Below are 24,644 nucleotides of genomic sequence, written 5' to 3'. Positions count from 1 at the left end.
CTAGGCATAGGGTTTGAGCCTGGGTGCCAGATCGCGCACCGCTTGTAGCAACAGCTCACGGTAGCCCTGCACCAGTTGTTCCGGGCCTATGTCCGCAGCGGCCGCTTGGCGGTAGCTTTGCGGCTCCAGCCGATTGAGGCGATCGCCCTTGGGGTCGTACAGCGCCCAGACCAGGGTCAGCACCATCTCGCCACCGGGGGTGACCGAGAGCTGACGCACCTCCGGGCTGATGCGCAGGGCCACCGGTTCGCGGCCGGTCCAGGGGAAAGCGGCCAGCTGTCGGCCGGGGAACTGGGTGCCCAGGGCCTCGATGAGCAGGCGGCTGATGCCCTGCTCCAGGGACACCGCCCACTGATCCAGCTCGCTGATCTCCACCTGGCTGACCGAACGGCGAATGACCAGCTGGGGCCGGTCAATTTCCTCATACAACTTGACCGGACCCACCACCCAAACCCCGGAGCGGCGTGCTGCCGCCACCGGTACCATCTCGCTGGGGCGGACGCTGGCAAAGCTGTAAAAGCGCGTATTGGCACCTGCCATGCAGCCTGTCAGGGCTAGGGCCTGGATCAACGCCAACACGCCAACGGACCACGGACTAGACCGATTGGCGAAGAACAAATAATTATTTTTCATGTAGTTATTCTGAATAATCCCTAAAATGCAACCGTTCGGAGGGTTCATTCTACTGCGTTAAATTGGGCTTGGCAGTTCCGGCGAACTCAAGGTCCGCCCCTGCTGGCCGGGGCAAACGAGCGCTGCGCGACTTTCACCCTAATGCCGTGACTGGTACGCCAATCCCCATGCATTTACAGATTGTATCCCTCATTGTTTAGTGATATTTTCACCCATCCTAACCCATAAAGATCAGAACTTCTAACGCCCCACGCCTGGCTCAGCGCTATAATAGGCGAAGGACGAGCGGCGGCACCCCGGAACATGAAACCTCAAGGTCGGCTTCCACCTTAATACAAATGCTTGCCAACTCAAATCCCCGTAGATTAACAGTGACCCTTAACAGCGTTCAGCTTGACGTGCCCAACAACCAACCCTAGCATAATGACTTTATCAACTATTGGTGTAATCGGTTCTGGCGTCATGGGCAGTGGTGTTGCCCAAGACCTGTCTCAGCATAATATGTCTGTGGTGCTGGTAGATATCAGCGAACGGGCATTGGAAAAGGCAAAACAAGAGATCCACCGCAATGTCCGCTTTGCTGGACTCATGCAACCCGGAAGCCTGGGCGGCGACCCGGATCAGGTTCTGGCTCGAATCCAATTTACCACCGAGCTTGAAGCCCTGGCGGATGTGGATTTTCTGGTAGAAAATGTGGTGGAAAAATGGGAGGTGAAACAGGACCTCTACCAGACCATCGACCCTATAGTGCGCAAAGATTGTATCTTTGCCGCAGACACATCGGCCATCTCCATAACCCGTATCGCCAGCCTCACCCAGCGCCCTGAGCGGGTCATCGGCATGCACTTCATGAACCCTGTTCCCATGAAGGCTATGGTGGAGTTGATTCGTGGTTTTCATACCAGCGAGGAGACTATTCAAACAGCCAAGGTCTTGCTCAAGCAGATGGGCAAGGACGCTATTCTGGTCAATGACATGCCCGGTTTTGTATCTAACCGGGTGCTGATGCTGATGGTCAATGAGGCCGCCTTTCTGGTGCAGGATCAGGTGGCAGAGGCAGCCGATGTGGACAAGATATTCAAGTCCTGTTTCGGTCACAAGATGGGGCCACTGGAAACCATAGACCTGATCGGTGTGGATACCATTCTCTATTCCCTTGAAGTCCTCTATGAAAGTTACAATGATCCTAAATACAGGCCCTGCCCCCTACTGAAAAAAATGACCTATGCCGGCCTGTTGGGACGCAAATCGGGCCAAGGCTTCTACAAATATCCTCTACTTTAGTTTATTTCTAATCCATGCCTTACAGATGAACCTATGAATCCTGATGCAATAGCAACAAAGGTACGCGACTTTCTCGAAGGCTATGTGCTGGGCGAGCATTTTGCGGATGATGACAATCTGTTTAACCTGGGGCTGATCAACTCCCTCATGGCCATGCAGATGGTGATGTTCCTGGAGAAGGAATTTGCGGTGAAATTCACCAATGATGAGCTTAATCTGGCCAATTTCAGCTCGGTTGACTCCATCACCCATCTTTTGGCCACACGCCAGACCTAGGCCCAGCCATGCATATCGACTACTCTGCCGCACACAAGGCCCTGCAGCACAGGCTGCGCGCCTGGGTGAATGGCCAGGTTCTGCCCTTGGCTGACGCCTGGGATAGCCAGGAGGCGATCCCGCAGGAGGTCATTCGGACGCTGGTCAAAGAGACCTACGCCGACCAGGCCCTGGATGCCTTCAGCCTGGGCATTCTGTTCGAGGAACTGGGCAGGGGCAGTGTCTCCCTGGCCAGCCTGCTGGTGGTGCACGCCATGTGTCTGCAGGGTATCGGCCAATGGGGCACTCCTGAGCAACAGGAACATTGGCTGCCCAGTTTGCGGGATGGTTCGCGCCTGGGCGCCTTCGCCCTGACCGAGCCCAATCGGGGCAGCGATGCCCGCAATGCCGAATCCCGCCTGGTGCCCGATGGTGATGACTACCTTCTCAGTGGCAGCAAACAATGGATCAGCCATGCCCAGGGGGCCGATCTGTTCATTGTGCTGGCCAAGCTGGGAGATCAGCCCATCTGCTGTCTGCTGGAGCGCGACACGCCGGGGCTGAGGATTGAACCTATCTGCGGCATGTTGGGGTTTCGCTCGGCCATGATCGGCAAGTTGAGTTTTGACCGGGTGCGCATTACCCAGGATGCCCTGTTGGGTGGTCAGGGCATGGGCTTTTCCCATGTGGCCGCCTCCTGCCTGGACCTGGGCCGCTATGCCGTGGCCTGGACCTGCGTTGGCCTGGCCCAGGCCTGCCTGGAGGCCTCACTACACTATGCGCAGCACCGCAAGCAGTTCGATGAACCGCTGCGCAAACACCAGTTGATTCTGGAGATGCTGGCCAACATGATCACCCAGATCAAGGCCGCCAGGGCCCTGTGCTGGCGGGCGGCCTATCTGCGTGATGAACAGGACCCCCTGTCCATCAGTGAGACCACCACGGCCAAGTATTTTGCCTCCGGCATGGTCAGCAAGGTGGCCAGTGATGCCCTGCAGATCCATGGCGCCAACGGTTGTGGGCCGGATTACCCAATACAGCGTTTTTTCCGTGATGCACGCATCAGCCAGATCATCGAGGGCAGTGATCAGATGCAACAGATCATGATCGCCAAAAACGGCTTTGTGGAATACCGCCAGGCGATCAAGAACTACCCCTTCGCATGAACAGCCAAGCCACGCAGACCCCTGCAGAAAAGGTCAAATGTCTGGTCTGGGACCTGGACCACACGCTCTGGGATGGCATCCTGTCCGAAGGTGATGGACTGAGCCTGCGCCCCGGCATCATGCAGGCGCTGGCGTTATTGGATCAGCGCGGCATAGTCCAATCCATCGCCAGTAAAAATGACCATGACCTGGCCTGGGAGAAGCTACAGCAGCTCGGTGTTGATCAGTATTTTCTTTACCCGCAGATCCACTGGCAGTCCAAGGCCCAATCCCTACAACAAATCGCCCAGGATCTGAACATAGGCATAGACAGCCTGGCCTTTATTGACGACCAGGCCTTTGAACGGGCGGAGGTGGCCTTTCACCTACCCATGGTGCGTGTCTATGACGCCCTGCAATGGGATGCCAGCCTGTTTGAGCAGGCAGAGTTCGTCCCCCGCTTCATCACCCAAGACTCAAAAAGACGCCGCGCCATGTATCAAAGCGAGCGGCAGCGCAAACAACTGGAGCAGGGCTTTGGCACCAGCAGCGAGGCCTTTCTGCAAAGCCTGGATATGGAGTTGACTATTGCCCCAGCCCAGGAAGATGACCTGCAACGGGCCGAGGAACTGACCCTGCGCACCCATCAACTGAACACCACCGGGCTTACCTATTCCTACGAGGAACTTGACCAGCTACGCCAATCCGACCGCCACCGCCTGCTGATCGCGGAGTTGAATGACAAATTGGGCACCTACGGCAAGATCGGTCTGATTCTACTGGAGCTGGAGCAAGGTGCCTGGGTGATTCGCCTGCTGTTGATGTCCTGTCGCGTCATGTCCCGTGGCATAGGCGGCACCCTGATCAACTTCCTGCGCGCCCAGGCGGCGGCACAGGGGGTGCGGCTGTTGGCAGACTTCCGGCCAACCGAGCGCAACCGCATGATGTATATCACCTACAAGTTTGCCGGCTTCAGCGAAATCGAGGCATCCCCGGACTGCCAACGGCTGGAAGCGGACCTCAGCGACATAGCACCCACGCCCCGATCCATCCGGCTGATCTATGCCGGACAGTGACCTCGCTAACAGACATGGGGCAAGCCGGCCATCACAGCCGTAGCCCGGATGCAGCGAGGCACTGCGCAGCGTAGGAGGCCAGCTGTGCTGGGCGACCTGGAGCGGCCGAATCGCGCAGCAAAGCTGCCCTCCCACCAGCCGGCCACCCCCACCCCGCCGCACCACCGAGCCAGCGCTCGGAGCTCCCAGGATTACAACAAAGAATTCACCGCATCCCGGATGGTCTGAGAGACTGGCCGGTAGTCAAGACCCAACTCCAAGATACTACGCCTGTTATTGAACTCGGTAGGCCAGCGGTTAAACAGTAAAAGATAAAAGGCCGTCAAACTACCCTGTTGCATGGCCTGGCGCAGGTCCTCTAGGCCAAGGGTTGGCTCAATAGCCAGTTGCCTATTGGCCGTTTGACTAACGAGTCTCAGAAAATCCGTTAACGCATAGCCCTGCCGGTTTGCAATCAGATAACGCCGACCATGGGTTTTGGGCTCAAACAGGGCCCGGATATGGGCCTCACAGACATCCCTGAGATCAACAACAGGCAAATACAACTCTGGGGATAGGCTACCGACCAGGGTGCCCTGCAGATAATCCTCCAGGATACACATACTCAGACGATGACGCGCCGATAGACGCGGGCCCAGGATCAGGCTGGGGTGCAGCGTGGTGATGGCCAGTCTATTTTTATGCGCCTGATAAAATCGCCAGATCTCACGCTCCTCGGCCACAGCGCTGGCGTAGGGTTGTTGCTCCAACCCTGGGTTGGATTCAGCCACACATTGGCTGGGATCGGCCGGTATCATGCTCATACATCCCAGGGTACAAACGACCTTGCGCACCCCATTGTGCAGGGCGGCGCGCAACAGGTTCAAACACTCGGGCTCAGTGTCTGACGCACTATTGCTGCGCTGTTTAACCGAGGCCACATGCAGAACAAAATCAACCCCTTGGGTTGCGTCTCGCCAATCGGCCGGATTGAGCAGGTCGGCCTCCAGCAATTCCAGTCGCTGACATACATCGGGATTCTGCTGATACAGAAAGTCATAGGTCTCGGCCTGCCCCAGGTCTCTCACCGTACCGCGCACCCTATGGCCACGAGCGATCAACTCCAGCGCCAGGCGAGAGCCAACAAAGCCATTGACGCCGCTGATCAACAGGGGGGCTGGGTGTTTCATAATCATAATTGGGGCTTGCCTATTATCCTGGGAGCTCCGAGCGCTGGTTCGGAGGTCTGGCCCCGAGGTGCAAAGGAGTAGCATGGATGCAGCGAAGCGGAATCCAGGGTGGCCCTGCCCTGCAGCAAGCCCAACCCCGGATTCCGTTGCACTTCATCCGGGCCACAGGAACTGCCTCCGCTTCCCGTTCGTTAGGATCAATCCCTGATAAAGGTCGGCTGGCGGGTCTGGGGATCAAAGGGCAGTGAGACGTGCTCGTGGGCGATCTTCCATTGTCCTGCCACCTTGCGAAAACAGATGGTTGTGCGCAGCCAGGATTTTGCATTTTCATTATCGGATTTGACGCCGGTAACGCGGGTCAAACAATGGGCGAAGGCGACGTCCTCACTGGCGTAGATCTTCAGGTCTTTACGCTCGGTACCCACCTGCTCACCAAACAATGCCAAGGTCTCTTCCCAAAGTTTTCTATAGGCCGACGCACCGGATAACTGCGCCACCACATCATAGACCCTCAGGTCATGGGTAAAATGCTCAAACAGGCCATCCAGGTCCTTTCGGTTCAGGGCCTGGCTGCAGGTTTCAATGAGTTGCCTGATTTCATCTTCTGCTGTGTTCATAGCGTACCTGTATTGGGTTAGTTGTCAGGTTTTATCTGAGTCTGTGGTTTAAGGACGGCATAGGGGTCAAACACATCCTCGGTGTAGCTTTCAATCGCGAGTTCTGTACCCAGATTCAGGCTGTTGGCGTAGTCATACAACAATTCCATGACCACCTGATCCTCAATGGCGTAGCCGGTGGAATCAAATACCGATAATTGCTCCCGCACGGCCCTGTAGTGTTCCGGTTGTTTGACCAGATCCACCAGGCTGGCATCTATATCGGCGGCCTCCAACTGCTGGCACTCCCCTTCCACCCTGGCCTGCTCGATAAAATCCGGGCAGACAAAGGCCCGTTTCAGCACTGACAGGGGCAGTTCGGTCTTACCCGGCAGGTCCGAGCCTATGGCGTTGATGTGCAGCCAGGGCCTGAGCCTGCCATCGGCAAAAATCGGCCCGGCCTGCACCTCCACCGAGGTGGCGGTACAGAGGATATCGGCAGACTCCACCAACTGGTGCAAGGGGCTGGGGATGACCCGGATGCCCAGATGCGCCAGGCGTTGATTAAGGGATTCTGTATTCTGGCTATTGATGTCATAAACCTTGATGCAACTGAGATCAAAGATACGGCTCAGGGCATGGATCTGCGTCACCGCCTGGGCGCCACAGCCGATCATGCCCAGGCACTGGGCATCCGCCCTGGCCAGCACCCGGCTGGCAATGGCGCTGGCCGCGCCGGTACGCAGCGCCGTGGGCAGGGTGCCGTCCACCAGGCAGAGCAGCCGACCATTGCGGGCGTCATACAGGCTCATGCTGGAGAGTATGGTCGGCAGTTGTTCCAGCTGCGGGTTTTTCGGGTTATAGGCCACCATCTTCAGGGTCACCCGACCCTGTGACTGCATACAGGGCATCCATTCCAGAACCCCAGGGTGGGGCTGATCATAGGCAAAGCCATCACGTTTCTTGATCAGGGTCTGGCTATCATCAAACCGGGCCAGGGCCAAGGTCAGCCGATCGATTAATTCATCCATCAGCCGATCCAGACCCAGATGGGACAGGATCTGCTGCAGGTCTGACTTGGTTATTACCTTGGTTTTCATCATTTCAACCTAACGATCATGGGGCGACCCCACACCTATCTGAGCTAGGTGTGGGGCACCCCGGAACATGAAGCATCTCTGTAGCGCATCCGGGACTCGGGTTCGGGACTCGGCAGCCCCGTAGCCCGGATGCAGCGAAGCGGAATCCGGGGTTGCCGTTAGACATGGCCACACCTGCCCCATTGCACCTCCGAGCCAGCGCTCGGAGCTCCCAGGATGAGGGGCAAACCCCCGTGTTGTTTCACAGTAACAATCATGGGGCGGACAACGCCACCCCGGAACATGAAAGCCTGCTTGCCCCTGATCGGTCCCGACCGCTAAGGATGGAGGAAGTGTCGGGGTTGCAGGGAGCGCTTCGCGACTTTCACAGTAATAAACGGATTTCAGCCACATCGGGGCTTGCCTGACCCCTCCAGCCATTCATCCAGGGCCCTAACCCATTTTGCCAGGTTATCCCCCTCCATCAGGCTGTAGTGATTGCCGGCGATGGGTTGGATATGCAGCTGGCCGCTGATCTTGCTGCGCCAGCCCTGGGCAAGGTCGGCGCTGGTGCCCGGGATCTGCTCCTGGGCCTGGAAAAACAGCAGATCGCCCTGCAGCTGGGGCGGCTCGTAATCGAGGATGGCCTTGAGGATGCTGGAGAATACCTGAAAACGCTGACGAAATTCGGCCTCTTCATAGTCTTCACCAAGAAAGCCGCTTTCCTGATTCAATTGCAGGATGGCGGCGAGGGGGTCTTGCCGTTCGCTGATCAGTTGAGGGACATTGGCGGGCAGTCTTGTACTATCAAACTGCAACAGATTCTGCACGAAGATCGGCAGCAGATCGCGCTCGGTCAGCTCCCCTGCCCCCTCCTGCCGTTCCGGTAGAAAACTGTTGAGCAGGAACAGCAGGCCCAGCTGATCACCATTTTGCTGTAGCTGATGGGCCATTTCAAAGGCAATGGCACCGCCCTGGCACCAGCCGCCGAGGTAGTAAGGCCCCTGGGGTTGTAGCTGTTTGATGGCGCTGAGATAGCGCTCGGCCATCTGGCCAACGCTGGCCGGTACCTGCTGGCCCTGGACAAAGCCGGGGGATTGGATGGCATAGACCGGGCGGGAGGGGTCCAAATGAGGCGCGCAGTCCCGATAGCAGAATACAGTGCCGCTGCCGGCGTGGATCAGAAACAGCGGCGGCTTGCCGCACTGCCCTGGCCCGGTGCCTGATCCAGCGCCTGGCCCAACACCCGACGGGGCCAGCCGCAGGGGCACCAGGATGGATGCCTCCGTCTGCCCCGAGGCGCAGAGCGCGGTGATCTCTACCGCCAGAGCCTCCAATGTCGGTTTCTGAAACAGCTTGGCCAGGGGCAACTGGATCTGCCATTCCTTCTGGATCGCCGCCATCAGACGCACGGCCATCAGGGAGTTGCCACCCAGCTCGAAGAAATGATCGCCAACGCCGATGGTCGGCCGCTGCAGCAGTTTCTGCCAGATTGTCGCCAGACGCCGCTCGACGTCGGTGCGCAGTGCCACCGGGCTGGCCGCCTGCCCCTGATCGCTGACCTTGGGCAAGGCCTTGCGATCGATCTTGCCGCCCGTGGTCAGGGGCATGCGCTCCAGCACCCGGATTTGATTGGGCAGCATGTATTCCGGCAGCCAGGACTCCAGCGTCTTGCGTACCGATGCCGAGTCAGTGTCCGTGGCCTTGGACCCAAACACCAGATACAACACCAATTGGCGATTGCCCTCGCCCAGCTGTTCCACGCTGACCAGCGCCTGTTTGACGCCCGGATGGGACTTGGCGGCCAGCTCGATCTCATTCAGCTCGATGCGGTAACCGCGGATCTTCACCTGGGCATCGCGGCGGCCGACAAACTCCAGCTGGCCTTCAGGGTTGTAATAGGCCAGATCGCCGGTTTTATACAGCCGCGAACCGGGGTGGTCTGCCTCGGCAAAGGGGTTGGGCACAAAGGCGGCGGCGGTCAGGCCCGGCTGATGCAGATAGCCCCGCGCCAGACAGGCCCCGCCGATATAGATCTCACCCACCACCCCCGGCAGCACCCGATTCAGGGCATCGTCCAGCAGGTAGATCTGCACATTGTCCAGCGCCCGGCCGATGGGCGGCAGACGCGCCCAATCATCCACCGCGGCGGGCAGGCGGTAGTTGCTCACCACATGGCATTCCGAGGGGCCATATTGGTTATACAGGCGGCAGTTCGGCCGCTGGAGCAACAGCTCGCGGATCTCCGGGCTGATCTGCAGCTGCTCACCGGCGCTGATGATCTCCTGCAGATACCGGGTGTTCAGCCCATACAGGGGCGCGCTCTCCGCCAGGCCCTGCAGGGCGACGAAGGGCAGAAAGAAGCGTTCGATCCGTTGCTCATTGAGCAGGCGAATCAGCCGCTCGGGGTCGGCCCTGTCCTCCTCCGAGGCCAGCACCAGGGTGCCGCCCACCTGCCAGGTGGCATACATCTCCTGAAACACGATATCGAAGATCAGCGGGGCAAACTGCAGGGTGCGCAGCGGCCTTTCCGCCCCGCTCAGCTTGACCTGATAGCGCACCATGTTCGTGATGACCCCATGGCCCATGGCGATACCCTTGGGGTTGCCGGTGGAGCCTGAGGTGTAGATGACATAGGCCAGTTGATCCGGACTGATGGCCACTGGCGTAAATCTCAGCCCATCATCCAGACCGGGCTCGATCTGGTCTATTTTGAGCAGCTCCAGCGCCCGGTTCGGGGCCAGGCCCAGGGCGTTGATTTGCGCTTCTTGGGCGCTGAAGGCAATCAGCCGGTCGATGCCGGCATCACCCAGCATGTAACCCAGCCGCTCCGCTGGAAAGCGCAGATCCAGCGGCAGAAAGGCCGCCCCCGCCTTGTGCAGGGCCAGGGCCACCACCACCCGCTCGATGGACTGCGGCAGGCAGACGCCCACCAGCTGCTCCGCCCCCAGGCCTTGGGCCTGAAACCAGGCCGCCAGGCGCTGCACCCGCCGCGCCAGCTGGGCATAGCTGAGCTGCTGCTGGCCGAACACCAGACAGATGGCCTGCGGGCTTAGGGACACCTGTTGTTCGAACAGCTCGTGCATGCCGCCGATCTCAGGATAGGCCACCGGCTGGCCGTTCCAGTACCGCATCAGGTCGTCCCGCCGTGCCGGGGAGAGCAGCTCCAGGCCCTGCAGGGGCCGCTCGGGGTCCTCCAGCATCAGCTCCAGCGCCTGTTGCCAGGCATCAAGCAGCTGGGCCATGCGCTCGGCGCTGAACAGGTCGCGGTTGTAGATCAGGCTCGCCTGCAGCCCTGTCTCGCTGTCGAATACATGCAGTTCCATATCCATGCGCACGCTGGGGGCATCCAGCTCCAGCTCCTCCACCTGCAGCCCATCCAGCTGCAGGGGCTCCAGCGCCATGTTCTGCAGGGCAAACAGCACCTGGGCCAGGGGGTTGCGGCTGAGATCGCGCACCGGTTTGAGCGCCTGCACGATCTGTTCAAACGGCAAATCCTGATGATCAAAGGCCTGCAGCGTGGTCGCCCGCACCTGCCTGAGCAGGTCCTGCACCATGGCGCAGCCCTGTAAGTTGACGCGCAGCACCAGGGTATTGACGAAAAAGCCGATCAGCGGCTCGATCTCACGCCGGTTGCGGTTGGCGATGGGAGAGGCCAGGGCGATATCGCTCTGCCCCGAGTAGCGGTAGAGCACCAGATAAAAGGCGCTCAGCAGGGTCATGAACAGGCTCAGGCCCTGCCCTTGGCTGAAGGCCTTGAGCCGCTCGCTCAGTGCCTGGGACAGGCCAAGCCCCTGGCGCGCCCCGGCGTAGCTGGCCATCTCCGGCCGGGGAAAATCCGTGGGGATATGCAGCACCTCCAGCCCGGCCAGCTGGGCCCGCCAATAATCCAGCTGGGACTGACACCTGGCACCGCTGAGAAAGCCGCGCTGCCAGAAGGCGAAGTCGGCATACTGGATGGCCAGGGGCGGCAGCCGCACCGGCTCGCCGCGCACCAGGCCGTTGTACAGCAAAGACAGCTCCCGATTCATCACCCCCAGGGACCAGCCGTCGGCGATGATGTGATGCAGGCTGATCAGCAGCAAATGCTGCGGCAGATCATGGGATTCATCCGACAGCGCCGTGCAGCGGATCAGGCTGACCCGCAGCAGCGGCGGCCGCGCCAGATCAAAGGGCCGCTGCATCTCCTCCAGGAGCAGGGCCTGCATCTGCCGATCCAGCGCACCGGCCTCAGCATCCAGCGCCAACTGGCGAATGCTCAGGTCCGCCTTGGGCACGACCCACAGCCGCGGGCTGCCGTCTGCATCGACAAAGCCGGTACGCAGGGCCTCATGCCGCTGCAACAGGTGGGCAAAGGCCTGCTCCAGCGCCTGCACGTGCAACGGCCCCTTGAGCTTGAGAAACACCGGGATCAGATAAAAGGCGCTATCCGGCACCAGCCGATGCAGGAACCACAGCCGCTCCTGGGCATAGGACAGGGACGGCTTGGTCTGCCGCTCAGTCTGTGGGTCCTGCGCCGCCAGGGGCCGGATGGGGGCGAACTCTACCCCCTGCAGCCGCTCCAGCTGCAGGGCCAGGGCGGCGATGCTAGGGTGTTCGAACAGGGTCTTGAGGGGCAGCTCCACAGCACAGGCCTCGCCAATGCGCGACACCACCTGGGTGGCCAGCAGGGAATGGCCGCCGAGGGCAAAGAAATTCTGGCCGATGCCGACCTGCTCCAGGCCCAGCACCTCGGCCCAGATGGCGGCGATCTGGCGCTGCAGCGGGGTTTGCGGCGCTGCCAGGGCGCTATCCGTCGCGTCCAGAGCGGGCAGCGGCAGACGCGCCCGATCGATCTTGCCGCGCTGATTCAGCGGCAGCTGCGCCAGTTGCAGCCAGTGGCTGGGGATCATGTATTCCGGCAGGCGGCCCTGTAGGGCGTGACGCAGCTCGGCCTCATCCAATGGCTCAGCGCATGCTATCCAGGCCACCAGCTGCTCGGTGCCGACGCTGGAGCGGACCAGGTCCACCAGCACCTGCCCCACGCCCGGCAGCGCGCCTATGGCCACCTCGATCTCCCGCAGCTCGATGCGATAGCCACGCAGCTTGACCTGCCGATCCAGACGACCGGAAAACTCCAGCTCGCCGTTTTCCAGCAGACGCCCCCGGTCGCCGGTGCGATACAGACGCTGTCCTGGCTGCTGGGCAAAAAAATTGGCCACAAAACGCTCCGCCGTCAGCCCCGCCTGCTCCAAATAGCCCCTGGCCAGCCCGACACCGGCAATGCACAGTTCGCCATAGACCCCCTGCGGCACCGGCTGCAGATACTCATCCAGCACATAAATCTGGGTATTGGCGATGGGCCGGCCCAGGCTGGGTAGGGCCGGATGCGGCGCACTCGCCAGGGGCACAGGCCCGCAGCTGCTGACCACGCTGTTTTCCGTCGGACCGTAGGCGTTGTACAGGCGAAAGGGCAGCCCGTCCTGGGCAAAATCATGCAGCCGGTCACCGCCGACAAACACCCGGCGCAGTGGGCAGGGTTGGTCACCTGCCTGGTCCCAACTCAGGGCCAGCAGGGCCTCGCCGATGGGCGTGGGCAGGAAGCAGCTGCTGATCCCATGCTGCCGGATAAAGGCCTGCAGCCGCTGCGGGCTGAGCTGGTCCGGCACAATGAAGATGCAGGAGCCACTGAGCAGGGCCGGCCACAGCTCCCACACCGAGGCATCAAAGCCGCTGCCGCTGATCCACAGCCGGTGCTCGCCGACATCGGCGGCAAATTCGGTCCGCTGCCAGTGCACCAGATTGCGCAGACCCAGCTCTGGGATGCCGACGCACTTGGGTTGCCCGCTGGAGCCGGAGGTGAAGATGGCATAGACCAGGTCATCGGCTGTCAGGTCCAGATCCAGATCCCGATTCAGTTCCGGCACTGGTTCGGGTGCTGGCATCGGGGCCTGATCTTGGCAAACACCCTCGGCATCCAGGGGAAACAGCTCAAGCCCCAAGACCTGCCGCTCATCCGCCCAGGCACCCAGCAAGTCACCCGCCAGCCCCTCGGCGCAAACAATATGCCGGATACGGGCCGATTGGATCATGTAGCTCAGGCGCTGGCGGGGTTGGCGGCTATCCAGGGGCACATAATAGGCCCCCAGTTTGAGCACAGCGAGCATGGTCACCGGCATGGCAGCGCAGCGGTCAAAATACAGCCCCACCGGCTGTTGCGCCCGGATACCGGCCCGGCTCAGCCGCTGCGCCAACCGCTGCGCCAGCCGCTCCAATTGGCCATAGGTCCACTGGCGCTCACCCTCCACCAGGGCGATCTGCTGCGGGTATTGATCGACGATCTGCTGGAATTGATCCAGCACCGTCTGATCCGGCAGCGGCATCTGTTTTCCCTGCGCCTGTTGCAGCAGCCAGGCCTTCTCCTCGGCGCCGAGATAATCCAGCCGATAAATGTCGCTCTCGGGGTTCTGCGTCAGTCGCTGCAGCAGGGCGCAATAATGCCCGCCGATGCGCTCCACGGTAGTGGCGGTGAACAGCGCGCTGTCGTACTCCAGCAGGGCCTCAAATCGATCGCCCTGTTGGCTGAGGCTGAGGGTGAGATCGAACTTGGCGGTCTTTATCTCCAGCTCATAGGGCTCAAGACGCAGGCCCGCCAGCGGCTCCAGCTGCCCCAGGGGCGCGTTCTGCAGGGCAAAGGCCACCTGAAACAGGGGGCTGTGGCTGAGACTGCGCTCCGGCTGCAGGCGCTGGACCAGGGTCTCAAAGGGGATGTCCTGATGGGCGAAGGCCTCCAGGCTGAGCTGTTTCACCGCCTGCAGCAGGGCGCTGAAGGTCAGGTTGGCGGGCTGCTGGATACGCAGCGCCAGGGTATTGATAAAAAAGCCGATCAAGGGCTCGGTTTCGGCCTGCTGACGCCCGGCCAGGGGGCAGCCGATCACCATATCCCTCACCCCGCTGTAGCGGGCCAGCAGCACATACCAGGCCGAGAGCAGGCTGACAAACAGGGTGCAATCCTGCGCCCGGCTCAGGGCCTTGACCTGGGCGCTGAGCGGCGCATCGAGATAGAACCTATGGGTACGGCCGACCCAGCCCTTGACTGCCGGACGCGGTCGATCCAGCGGCAGGGGCAGCAGCGGCGGCGCGTCCTGCAACAGCTCCAGCCAGAAACGGCAGCCGCGCTCAAAGGGCTCCCCCTGCATCTGTTGCCGCTGCCAGCGGGCGTAGTCCGCATACTGCAAGCGCAACGGCGGCAGGCTGGCGCTCTGCCCCTCCCGCTGCCCGGCATACAGGGCGCAGCACTCGCTGACCAGGATGCCGATGGACCAGGCATCGCAGATGATATGGTGCAGGTTGAGCAGCACCACCGCCTCGGTCTGACTGCACCGATGCAGCTGGGCGCAAAACAGCGGCCCGTTCTGCACATCAAAGGGCTGGGCGATGGCCGCCTCGATGCGCTGCCGGATCAGCGCCTGCCCCTGCTCCAGAGGCAGCGCGGAGACATCGAACAGCTCCAGCTGCAATTGCGCCTCGCCGATCTCCAGCCGGGGCTTGCCCCGATAGGCCGGGAAACGGCTGCGCAGGGCTTGCTGGCGCTGCATCACCCCCTGCAGGCTGGCCCTGAAGCGCTCCAGGTCCAGCGGACCCAGCAGACGAAAGGCGATGGGCACGCTGTAGGCCGCGCTGCCCTGCCCTTCGAGCTGATCCAGCAACCAGAGCTGCTCCTGCACAAAGGACAGCGACCGCTCGGTATCGGCACCGGGCTCCTCGGTGCCTGCCAGGGGTTGGGCGACGGCTGCGGCCGGGGCCTGCTCCAGGGCCCTGCTGTGCAGATAGGCCATAACCTCGGCCTTGCGCTGGCCGAGTTGTTCAAGGATTTCCGCCTGCCTGTCTGCCTGGGATTTAGGGATGCGATAGCAGAGGCTATCCCCCTCGCGCCACAGCTGTATGCCCAGCAGGTAGAGTTCATGCAGCCAGTTGTCGATGCTCATTGGGCAAAAAAACCTGGGTTACTGTGAAACAACATTGGGGTTCGCCTCTCATCCTGGGAGCTCCGAGCGCTGGCTCGGAGGTGCAACGGGATAGGGGTGGCCATACCTAGCGGCAACCCCGGATTCCGCTGCACAGGGATGTGCGAGTGTCCCGTAAGGCACGACTGCACGGATGCAGGAGGTAGAGCGACGCAGGATGCCAAAGCAGAGGATGCCGATAGCTGATGAGTGCCGTGACCCCCAGGATCAGGGCGATGTTGGTGATGTTGGAGCCGTAGGCGTTGCCCAGCGCGATGCCCGGGTTACCCTGCGAGGCGGCCAGGGCCGACACCACCATCTCCGGCGCGGAGGTCCCGAAGCCGACAATCACCATGCCAATCAGCAGCGGCGGCATGCCGAAATGACGGGCGGTAGAGGCCGAGCCCTCCACAAAACGGTCGGCGCTCCAGACGAGGAGCACCAAACCAAAAATTACAGCGATGAAGGCCAGTGTCATACGAAATAGAATCTCCTCATATCATGTTGTTAACCGTCTTCTCGAAACTCCAGCTCCGCTAAACCGAGCCGACGCTACCGCATCCAGGCCCGGATATCTGGCTTCTGCCACCGGTTTGAGGCGTTACCTGGATTTGCGTGCTGATCCGCTCCTTCAAGGCGGGCACGTGCGAAATGACGCCGATCAGCTTGCCATCCTGCTGCAGGCCCGCAAGGGTTTCCAGGGCAGTGTCGAGGGCTTCCTCGTCCAGGGTGCCGAAGCCTTCATCCAGAAACAGCGAATCCACCCGGACATTCTTGCTGGCCATATGGGACAACCCCAGCGCCAGGGACAGGCTGACGATAAAACTCTCCCCGCCGGAAAGGTTCTTCGTGGACCGAATCTCCCCAGCCTGATAGTTGTCGATCACGTTGAGCTCCAGGGGCTGAGCGACATCCCGGGCCAGCAAGTAGCGGTCGGTCATTTTCTGCAGTTGCCGGTTGGCGTGACCAATCATCATTTCGAAGGTCAGCCCCTGGGCAAAATTGCGGTACTTCTTTCCGTCTGCGGAGCCGATCAATTCGTGCAGGTTTTCCCACCTGCGGCACTCTTTTTTCTGCGCCTCGATAGTTGCCTGCTTTTCCTTTATCCGCTCTTTTGCCGCTGTATTCTCACTTAGCTTGTGCTTGAGACCGGCAATGATGTCACGCAGCTCTTTCTGGGCCTCCTCGTGCTCCTTGAATTGTGGCTCGAGCTCTTCCAGCGATTTGTCGGTGACCTTGCGGGCCATTTCCGTAGCCAGGCGTGTTTCCCGATCCTTCTGTCTGGCCTTGAGATCCGTTTGACGCTCATCCAGATCCTTGGCCGTGGCTGTCAGCTCCGCCCGAGCTTCAGCGGGCAGTATGGCCGCCAGGAACTGTTCTTCATTTGAAAAGCCAACAGGCGCGAGCGCTGCGGAGAATTCTGTTTCAAGCCTTCTCAGTTCCGGCTCTCGTTGCTCGATGCGTTTCTTCAGAGATTCGACCTGGGCCTTTGCAGTATTCCATTTTTGTTGGAGCTCATTGTGCCGTTCTCTGGCCTGCTTTTCGGCATCTTCGGCATCCGAAATCGCCTTGTTTAAACGGTGCTCCTCATCGTCGGGATTCTTGTCGCCGTACAGTGCATTGCGCTCATCACTTCCAGCGGCGAGTTCCTTTTTCAATGTTTCAAGACGCTCCAGCTTTTCGGTCAGGGCGGTGCTTTGAGTTTCGATAACCGCATCCAGCCGCTTCACCTCGCTGTCGATGTCGGAAATTTGTTTTTCGATGTCCGCCTTTTTCTTAACCTGGGCCTGCCACGCCTTCAGTCTCACGCTAAGGGTTTCGATCAGTGATGAAATGTCCGTTTCAGGGATGTTCGCAATACCAAGCGGCTGGAGTTTGATCGTGACGGCCTGCCTGCGTTCGGCAAAATCAGCACGGCGTTTCACCAGGCCGTCCTTCAACTCGGCCAGGGCTTTCTCGGCAGCCTTCTTGTCATTAGCCGCTGCTGACTCCAGCTTTTCAGCCTGCGTCAGGTTTTTACGGGCCAGGCTTTCAGCATCGATGAGTTTCTTGATGGCGGCTTCCTGATCCTCGGCTTTGCTGATCAGCCTGGTCAGGGCGTCAATCTTCTGTTCGGTTTCATCGGGGACGGGTACATTCCCTTCCGCGAAGGGGTGTTCAGTCGCGCCACAGAGTGGACAAGGCTTGCCGTCTTCCAGTTTTGCCCGGTGATCTTCAAGCTCAGCAATTTTGGTCAGAAAGGCCATTTCACGCAGCAGAGTTTCCTTCTCGGTGCGGTATTCCCGCAACAAGCGGTCTCCCAGCAACTGGCTCAAAGCATCCTTGGCCTGCTGAAGCTGTTTCGAGGCGTCCTCCAACTCCTGCTTCCGAATGCCGGATTGCTTCTGACAGTCTTCGAGTGACTTTGCCGCCAGTTCCAGAGTCGTACTGGCCGTTTCTTGAGCGGCCTCCTTTTGAACGATTTCATTTTGCCTGGAGAGCAGGCCGCCGATCTGTTCTTCAACGCCAGCCAGACCGCTGATCAGCCATTCATCCTGTGCATGGTCCTTGAGATAGCTGTCCACAAGATCCAGCGCCCTATTAGCCTTAGATCGTTTTTCCTGCTCTTCGAGCCGGGCTTTTTTGTCTACATCAATCTTTGCCGTAGCTTTTTTGCTGCCCTCATCTTCTTCCGAAACAGCTTTTTTCTGATCGGCAAGTTTCTGGTCGAGGGAGCGAACCTTCTGCAATGTAGGCGTGGCCGCTTTCAGCTCTTCTTTGGCCCGAGCGGTTTGTTGCTCAGCCGATTTCAGTACTTCGGCCTGTTCCTTGGCGGACGATTCCAGTCCAGGAAGAGCCTCTTCCTCAGCTTTCAAGCCTGCTCTGTCATCCGCCTGCTGTTTGCGGGTGGCGGTGAGGGTTGCGTATGCGCCGTCCAGTGAGGCGGCACTCAAAGCCCGGCCCAGCTTTTCACGATCCGGTTTGAACGCCTCGATATCGTCCTGCAGCTTGCTCGCTTCATCGGCCAAGTTGCCGATTTCCTTCTTCAGCCCATCGATGGTAGTGAGCCAGGCAATGGCTTTCCCGGTGTCAGTGGATTTAGCGGCAAGGTCTGTCTCTTCCTTCTGCCTTTTCTCGAGTGCCTGTCCAATCTCTTGTTCCTGCTCCGGCTCAAGAATCACGATGCCTGCCGTTTCCGCCTGGAGCAGGTTCAGCATTTCCCGCTCCTCGCGCTGGCGCTCATGGACACGGATGGATATCTGGCTGTAGATCTCTGTGCCCGTTATCTGCTCCAGGATCGGAGCCCGATCATCCGGTGCCGCCTGAAGGAACGCGGCAAAGCCGCCCTGGGCCAGCAACATGGAACGGGTGAAACGATCAAAGTCCATGCCGGTAGCCGACTCGATCTGGTCGGCTACACCTCTGATCTTGGATTCAAAGATTTCGCCGGAATCGGCATTGGCAATTTCGTGTTTCGGGGCCTGGAGTTCGCCATCCGGCTTCTTGCGTGCCCGGTGTTGGCTCCAGTGACAGCGGTAACGCCCGGTCAGGGTTTCGAAGGTCACCTCGGCAAAACATTCGCCGGTCTGGCGGGACATGATTTCGTTTCCGCTCTTGGTGACCTTGTTCAAGCGAGGCGTCCGCCCATAAAGGGCGAGGCAAATAGCATCGAGGATCGTGGTCTTCCCCGCGCCGGTGGGGCCGGTGATGGCGAAGATTCCGTCAGACTCGAAGGCCGGGTGCATCAGGTCGATCTGCCATTCGCCGACCAGTGAGTTCAGATTCTTGAAGCGTACCTGCAGTATTCTCATCGACAGCCTCTCTATTCCGCCTGCACATCGTCTTCATAGAGAGACGAGACCGTTTCCTGGTAGGCCCGAAGCAGCTCCGGCCGCTGCTCTTCAGGCACATCATGGACGGCGAGGCAGCGTTCGAATACGTCGTCCACGTTCAGATCGACGAGCGTTTCCTCTTCATGGATTTGTCCCAGCACGCGGTCGATAATGCGATTGTTCTTTATCCGGAGAATTTCCATTTGGGTGCCGGAAATCGCTGCCTCCAGGCGCTCACGCAGGTCGCCAATAACCTCAGTGCCGTCGTAGATGACTTCGAGCCAGACTCCTGAACCATTTGGGGAGCCCGTTGCCGACAATTCAAGGATGCGGCTTGAGATGCCGTCCCAGTCACCCTTGACGCGTTCGAGTTTCTGAAACACCGGTACGTCGATCAGCTGTACCGATGCAGCCGTGCTGTGCCCCTCCATCTGATCAAAGGCAACCTGGCAAACGCTCTTCTGCTGTTTTGCCTCTCCGAATCCCATGGGCAGAGGAGAGCCGCTGTACCGAATGGTTTCGGAGCCGTTCACCTTTTGTGGGACATGGAGGTGTCCAAGCGCCAGGTAGTTGAAGCAGGCAGGAAAAATCCCGGCCGTCACGTGAGCCAGGGAGCCGACATAGAGTTCCCGCACGCCATCACCATCGACGGTTTGTCCACCTGCGGTGAACAGATGCCCCGTGCCAACGATAGGAATATCGGCCCCGAGTTCCTCTCGCTTCTGCTCCGCCAAGGCGGCGACGGCGGCGTAATGAGTGCGGATGCCGTCAATCAGCTTTCGTTCCTTGTCCTCAACACTCTCACCAGCCTCCGCCACGCGGATATCCCTGTCGCTGAGGTAGGGCACGGCGCAGACAATCAATTCCGGAGCGTCATGCTCATTACGGAGCACCAGCACTTCGTCTTCCGGGGATTCCGTGCTACTACCGACCACATGGACATCAAGGGCTTTGAGCAGCTCCTTGGGAGCATTGAGAAAGGAAGGCGAATCGTGGTTGCCCGCGACGACGATAACGTGCCGACAAGATGAGGCGGCCACCCGGCACAGGAACCGGTAATAGAGTTCCTGGGCGCGATTGCTCGGAGCGCTGGTGTCAAAGACATCACCCGCCACCAGCAAGGCATCAATTCTATTCTGCTGAATCGTCTCAGCCAGCCAGGTCAGAAAAGCCTCGAACTCCTCGTAGCGTTTTCTGCCGTAAAGGGTGCGACCGATATGCCAGTCGGATGTATGGAGAACTCTCATTTGGTAACCAACGCCTTCATCTGGTCAAAGTGGCGGTCATCGTCTTTTTGAATCAAGCAAAGCAGGTCGTTCAGTACCTGCTTCGTTTCAATAAGAATTGATGGATCGTGTTCCGGATCAGATATCTGGCCAGCGTGAGAGTGTGTATGAAGGAACCTGAGAATTCTGGTCTTTTTTGCTACATCAAAATCGATAACATCGAGTTGCTGACGCAATTCTCCAGACTTTGACGGCTGGCGAAACGCAAGAAATGATTCCAAGAGCCTTCGAGCGATGTTGGGCAGATGGTGATTTTGCTGCAATCCAGCCTCTTCTTCAGAATTGGCCGCTTCGTAAACAAGGCTGAAAAGATAGTGATATTCTGATTCGTACTCATGCAGTAGGCTGTCGAGCTTAGATATGGAGGAAGATCGATTGCCGCCGGTTACATTGCTGGTCAGCATGTAAAATCTTCCTGGCCGAACGTTCACGTCTTTCTTGTTCTGATTGGGGAGGTGATTAAACCAATTCTTCACTTGCCTAAAAAACGAATGGCTGTGCGTAAGGATAAAAAGCTGTCCAGCGTCTTTTGTCCTGTCCTTCATGAATCCGAAGGCGTGGAAGAGTGCGTTGCTATCGAGACTTGAGACCGGATCGTCGATGATGACAATTCCGTCTTTCAAGGAAAAGGACTTGTCTCCGAGCGATTTCAGAAAATACAAGAAGGCGATTGCCGTCCTCTCACCTTCGCTCAGATTTTTAGCCGGAGTTCCATTGCGACTGATCTGATAGCCGGAGCCCTGTATTTCGAATGTAAGTTCATCTCTGCCAAGGTAGGAACAAATATCGGCATTCAATTCATCAGCAGGTCTGCGGTGTTCCTCGATATCCTTTTCAATCTCGCGAACTTCAGTTCTTAACGCGGTGGCCTTATCTGAGGCCGTCTGAAGAGCGGTAGCGACCACGTCGACTTCATTCCTTTTCTGCTGATACTCCGTCAGGCTTTGCGCAACCAGGGATTCTTCGATGGCTGTCCTCGCCGCACTGATTGCTGTTTGAAACTCGTCGGTCTCTTGGTTGTGCTTGCTGATTACCGCGTTTAAATCAGAAATGACGGTTACGTTACCGGTGACAAGCTCAAAACTCCGTTCAATGGACTGAAATGGCTTTTGCGCTTTGTCTTTAAGAGCGGCGAGAAGGCTCTCCAGATATCCCTTGAGCCCTGCGATTTCGTTAGACAGATCTTGGTGCCGAGCGTCGAAATCACACTTCAAATGGTCGTACAGGCCCAGCCGATTAGGTGGTGTGCATGATCTTAGAGATTCAATTGCCGATTTTATGACCGTAGATTGGCTTTCGATCTCGGAAATGAATGCGTTGTATTTGTCATTAAAGTGAGCTTCCAATTCCTCAATGCGGCCATCGGGCAAGGGCTGTCCGCAAAAAAGACAATCACTGGAATGCTCTTTTTTGTGTTTTTCCAGACCAGTCTTCACCCACCCGGAAAGCTCTTGGTCGTCTTTGAGAGTTTCTATTACCGCTGATACTACAGTTTTCTTGAGTAGAGCAACGACTTGATCGGTCAATTGCTGGGTATCAGGGTAGCTAAACTTCAGGATTTGCAACTTATCTAGCGGAGCCGATTCATTCTTTTTTTTCTGCGCGTCGAGATCAGATTCTGCCAAGACCTTTGCTTTTTGCTCAGCATCAGGAATCTTCAGAAGCTCATCACACTTCACCTGGTATAAGCGCTTGTCATAGTTGTTGTACGGATTGTTTCCGCCAGATGAGCTCAGTAAGTCTTTGATCGATTTGGCACGTTCCTTCTTGAAATCATCTAAAGCCTTTTCTGATCGGCGCTTCTCTGCTTCTTTGTCACGGCCTTCTTTCTCGGCCTGCTCGATGTCGATCTTGAGCTTTTCGACTTGTTTTTGCTTCTCTATGTTCTCTTCGCCCAAAAAGAAAATTGGTGTTACAGCTCCATTACTGGTGAATACGTTGTCGGTAATGAAGTCTTTATTGAAGACGCGGACCTGCGGAAGGCCCTGAGCCGTTGCGAAGGCCGCTCCGTCAACCTTGTTGCCGGAAATAATAAATTCGACGTCACCTTCGGAAACGGGAGTTTTCTTTTCGATTGATCGGAACAGATTGGAGAGCGTTGATTTGCCGGTGCCATTCCAGCCATAGAACAGATTCTTCTCCTTGAAATCCAGCAGGTCCTGGGGCCAGACGAACCCACGGAAGATCCGATGGCTTTTGATTTTGCTTATCCGTTCAATGGCCATTGTCAGATTCTCCGGTTTTAATAAACGTCACCTCGAATGCCTTGCATGGGCGGTATTGCTGCAGGCGATTGGCGAAGGTGAAGGCATCGTTCATCTCGTAGTGCTGGAAGATGTCGAGGCCGCGATCCAGGGAGATTTTCCAGCCGTGGTCGGTCACGATGTGGCGGGCGTGGATCGTGCCGGTGCCGTCGAACTCCCAGGTGAAGTTCACTCCCACGCTGCCTGCGGACTCCTTCATCTTCTCGAAGTTGTCCTTCTGCTGTTCGCCTTTGAACTCGTCTTCCGTCGTCACCAGATGCACGGACACTTCCTCATCCGGGGCCTTGTGCTTGACCACGGTCTCCAACAATTCCATGAAGTTGCGCACCTGGTAAAACAGGCGGATGTACGGATCGGTGACTGTGATTGCGGTCGCGCCTTTGAGGTAGGGGCCGAGCAGCGTATCGAACGAAAGACCCTTCTGGTTCTCCTGGAATGTGAGGTGCTTTTCCGAAAGAGCAGGAACCACAGATTCACACGGATCAACACAGATATTCTTCTCTTGAACTAATCCGTGTCCATCTGTGTTCATCTGTGGTTCAACTTCCTCGGCGATGGTCTTGTGGTAGTAGCCGGGGTATTCCTCTTCTTCGAGCGTGGTGACAGTCTTGGCCCGACCATCAGTGTCTTGATAGGTAAAACGGACGTTGCCGTAGGTGGAGTCGATGCGCATCAATTGGTCTTTGACGCGCTTGCGGCCTTCAATCGCGAACCTTAGCAGTTCCTCGACCTCTTCCTTTGTTGCTCCACCATGCGGAAAGAGGATCTTCATCAGACCGGAGAACGTCTTGTTGATGCCATCGCGGTCCCGCGTCGAAATATCGGAGGAGAGGGAGAAGTGTTCCTTGTAGCGGTCCGAGTAATCGTGATTGCGCAGCGAGCGAAGGATCTCGGCCAGGTAGTCCACCACGAAACCATAACCGTTGGAGAACATCTCGCCCCGGATGATGTCCACCTCCCAGCCGGGGATGTAGAAATGGATGCGATCAAGAAACGCGGAGTCATAGAATTTGTCGGGCAGCTCGCAAAAAAGGTCCGAGTGTTTGAGCATGTAGGGCACGGTGTGCTGAGTGTTGCCCACGAAAACCATGGACGCCTCCGCGCCCAGCGTCTCGACGCCCCGCGAGAAGGACTTGTTGGCCATGTAGTTCTTCATGATGTCGACGAGGGCCTTGTCGACGCGTTTTTGCTTTCCGGCAAACTCGTCGAAGGCGACACAATCCCAGTAGCCGACCAGGCCGATCTTTCCGGAAGAATTGTTCACGAACAGCTTGGGAACCGTAACCTCGCCGCCGGAGATCAGGATGCCATGAGGCGAGAACTCCGAGTAGAGGTGAGATTTGCCGGTCCCTTTGGGGCCAAGTTCGATCAAGTTGTAGTTACGCTCGCAAAAGGGTATCAAACGGACAAGCTGGGTCAGCTTGCTGCGCTTGCCGAACATCTCCGGGTTGAAGCCGATGCTTTGCACCAGCAGGTCGATCCACTCGTCGGTGGTGAATTGTTTGCGGGCCTCAACATAGCCGTCGAAATCGAAATGGGAGAGCTGGATCGGCTTGAGGGTCGACAAGCTCCAGGGGCTGGCGCTTTTGTCTTCGGTAAACTCATATTCCAGATCAGCGATGCACCACACGCCGCCGACCAGGAGCTTGGGGTGTTTTTTTACCGTTCCGGAATCAACAAGAACCTCTTTTAGCCCTAAGTTGGAGAACTGCGCCTGATAGACATCCTTCTTGTCGTTCAGATCGACACTGATCTTGTCGATGACCTTGTAGCGCCCCTTTTCCTTGATGTTCGAGCGGACTAATCCGGCTTCGTTCCGGTGAACATAATGCTTGGCAAGGATCTCCTTGACCGTCTCGATACCGGTCCGGATGGTCGGCTCATCGCTGGTGGCGCAATACTGGCCAAGCAGATATTCCAGCACGTAGGAGGGAACGATGGCGTTGCCCTTGACCGTCTTGACGAGATCCTTGCGGACAACGAGTCCCGGGAACCACTGATTTATTTTTTGATCAAGAGTATTCATGAATAACCCCTCCTTTGAACCACAGATGCACACA

At 58.3% G+C, this 24,644-nt stretch carries 13 protein-coding genes and 1 pseudogene; 4 read left to right on the top strand and 10 right to left on the bottom strand.

Annotation, left to right across the window (positions count from 1 at the left end):
* The gene (locus tag D5125_15430) at positions 1–633 is read right to left on the bottom strand and encodes a membrane integrity-associated transporter subunit PqiC (GenBank protein ID QFY90740.2); all 633 of its coding nucleotides are present in this window, start codon (positions 631–633) and stop codon (positions 1–3) included.
* A gap of 423 nt (positions 634–1,056) precedes the next feature.
* Here D5125_15430 and D5125_15425 point away from each other — a divergent pair, with 423 nt between their 5' ends.
* Genes D5125_15425 through D5125_15410 form a run of 4 tightly spaced genes read left to right on the top strand, consistent with a single transcriptional unit; the run spans position 1,057 to position 4,393 of the window.
* Positions 1,057–1,917, top strand: a complete 861-nt coding sequence (locus tag D5125_15425) for a 3-hydroxyacyl-CoA dehydrogenase family protein (protein QFY90739.1) — start codon at positions 1,057–1,059, stop codon at positions 1,915–1,917.
* A gap of 33 nt (positions 1,918–1,950) precedes the next feature.
* On the top strand, positions 1,951–2,193 hold the full coding sequence (locus tag D5125_15420; protein QFY90738.1) for an acyl carrier protein: 243 nt from the start codon (positions 1,951–1,953) through the stop codon (positions 2,191–2,193).
* Between the two features lie 8 nt (positions 2,194–2,201).
* Complete coding sequence (locus D5125_15415; protein QFY90737.1) at positions 2,202–3,338, top strand: acyl-CoA dehydrogenase family protein; 1,137 nt, start codon at positions 2,202–2,204, stop codon at positions 3,336–3,338.
* Positions 3,335–4,393 carry an HAD-IIIC family phosphatase gene (locus tag D5125_15410; protein QFY90736.1) on the top strand — a complete coding sequence of 353 codons (1,059 nt, stop codon included), beginning with the start codon at positions 3,335–3,337 and terminating at the stop codon, positions 4,391–4,393. Before D5125_15415 ends, D5125_15410 begins: the two co-directional genes overlap by 4 nt.
* A gap of 191 nt (positions 4,394–4,584) precedes the next feature.
* Here the strand turns inward: D5125_15410 and D5125_15405 are convergent, their stop codons facing one another.
* From D5125_15405 to brxL, 9 genes and pseudogenes are all read right to left on the bottom strand, one after another.
* Positions 4,585–5,568, bottom strand: coding sequence for an NAD-dependent epimerase/dehydratase family protein (locus D5125_15405; GenBank protein ID QFY90735.2), 984 nt, complete (start codon positions 5,566–5,568; stop codon positions 4,585–4,587).
* A 191-nt stretch (positions 5,569–5,759) separates the two neighbouring features.
* On the bottom strand, positions 5,760–6,179 hold the full coding sequence (locus D5125_15400; GenBank protein QFY90734.1) for a nuclear transport factor 2 family protein: 420 nt from the start codon (positions 6,177–6,179) through the stop codon (positions 5,760–5,762).
* Between the two features lie 17 nt (positions 6,180–6,196).
* Positions 6,197–7,261: an ornithine cyclodeaminase family protein gene (locus tag D5125_15395; protein QFY90733.1), complete on the bottom strand. Its 1,065-nt coding sequence runs from the start codon at positions 7,259–7,261 to the stop codon at positions 6,197–6,199.
* Positions 7,262–7,641: 380 nt separating this feature from the next.
* A complete protein-coding gene (locus tag D5125_15390) occupies positions 7,642–15,204 on the bottom strand; it encodes an amino acid adenylation domain-containing protein (protein ID QFY90732.1) in 7,563 nt (2,520 codons plus the stop codon).
* A gap of 220 nt (positions 15,205–15,424) precedes the next feature.
* Positions 15,425–15,700: pseudogene (locus tag D5125_15385) on the bottom strand (calcium/sodium antiporter).
* A 58-nt stretch (positions 15,701–15,758) separates the two neighbouring features.
* Complete coding sequence (locus tag D5125_15380) at positions 15,759–19,013, bottom strand: AAA family ATPase (protein ID QFY90731.1); 3,255 nt, start codon at positions 19,011–19,013, stop codon at positions 15,759–15,761.
* An 11-nt stretch (positions 19,014–19,024) separates the two neighbouring features.
* A complete protein-coding gene (locus D5125_15375; GenBank protein QFY90730.1) occupies positions 19,025–20,281 on the bottom strand; it encodes an exonuclease SbcCD subunit D C-terminal domain-containing protein in 1,257 nt (418 codons plus the stop codon).
* Positions 20,278–22,545 carry an AAA family ATPase gene (locus tag D5125_15370; GenBank protein QFY90729.1) on the bottom strand — a complete coding sequence of 756 codons (2,268 nt, stop codon included), beginning with the start codon at positions 22,543–22,545 and terminating at the stop codon, positions 20,278–20,280. The genes D5125_15375 and D5125_15370 overlap by 4 nt, the downstream gene beginning before the upstream one ends.
* Positions 22,535–24,610, bottom strand: coding sequence for a BREX system Lon protease-like protein BrxL (gene brxL, locus D5125_15365; GenBank protein QFY90728.1), 2,076 nt, complete (start codon positions 24,608–24,610; stop codon positions 22,535–22,537). The genes D5125_15370 and brxL overlap by 11 nt, the downstream gene beginning before the upstream one ends.
* Positions 24,611–24,644: the final 34 nt, after the last annotated feature.

This window comes from gamma proteobacterium SS-5 (assembly GCA_009497875.2).
Classification (GTDB): domain Bacteria; phylum Pseudomonadota; class Gammaproteobacteria; order Chromatiales; family Chromatiaceae; genus Magnetovirga; species Magnetovirga frankeli.
Note: the sequence above shows the minus strand (reverse complement) of the source record. Positions and strands in the feature narration are given on the sequence as shown.